This is a genomic window from Bartonella sp. AP58NXGY, from assembly GCF_042195785.1.
Lineage (GTDB): Bacteria > Pseudomonadota > Alphaproteobacteria > Rhizobiales > Rhizobiaceae > Bartonella.
On record NZ_JBHIOY010000308.1, the window covers coordinates 1 to 652 of the forward strand.

A 652-nucleotide genomic window follows, 5' to 3' on the forward strand; every position below is an offset into this window, starting at 1 on the left:
ACCCAGAAAAAACTGTTCGCTTTTCACGTCTTATCCTCAAGAATAAAGGGGAAAAACCACGCAGTTTACGCCTTTATAATTATGTTGAATGGGTTTTAGGAAATGTTCGTACAAAATATGCTCCCTTCATTATTCCCTCTTATGAGGCTAAAAGAGGGGTACATTTCATTGAAAATCCTTATCACATTGAAAAATCTCAACAAGTTACATTTTTATCAGCATCTAAAATGCCAACCAGCACCACAACCAATCGCAGCGAATTTATTGGTGCAACAGGAACGGTAACACATCCAAACGCAATCCGTAAAGCCAGCGCACTTTCCAATACCATTGACCCTTGTTCAGCATTTTCTTATGATATTGATCTTCAACCAGGGCAAACAAAAGAAATCATCTTTTATCTTGGCAGCGCTGAAAATAGAAAAGAAGCTGAAAAATTACTTAATCAAGTACGTGCAAGTGATTTTGAAATTTTGCTCAAAAAACAAAAACACTATTGGAGTGATTTTGTTTCCCCACTTCAAGTAAAAACACCGGACCCCTCTTTCGATATTATGGTCAACCATTGGCTTCCCTATCAAATTTATGCATGCCGCATCATGGCGCGCGCTGCCTTTTATCAAGCAAGTGGAGCATTTGGTTTCCGTGACCA

At 38.8% G+C, this 652-nt stretch carries 1 protein-coding gene; it reads left to right on the top strand.

Translation table 11 applies throughout. The features are described from left to right. On the top strand, positions 1–652 hold a 652-nt coding region (locus ACFINC_RS11105; protein ID WP_375617238.1), incomplete at both ends, for a GH36-type glycosyl hydrolase domain-containing protein.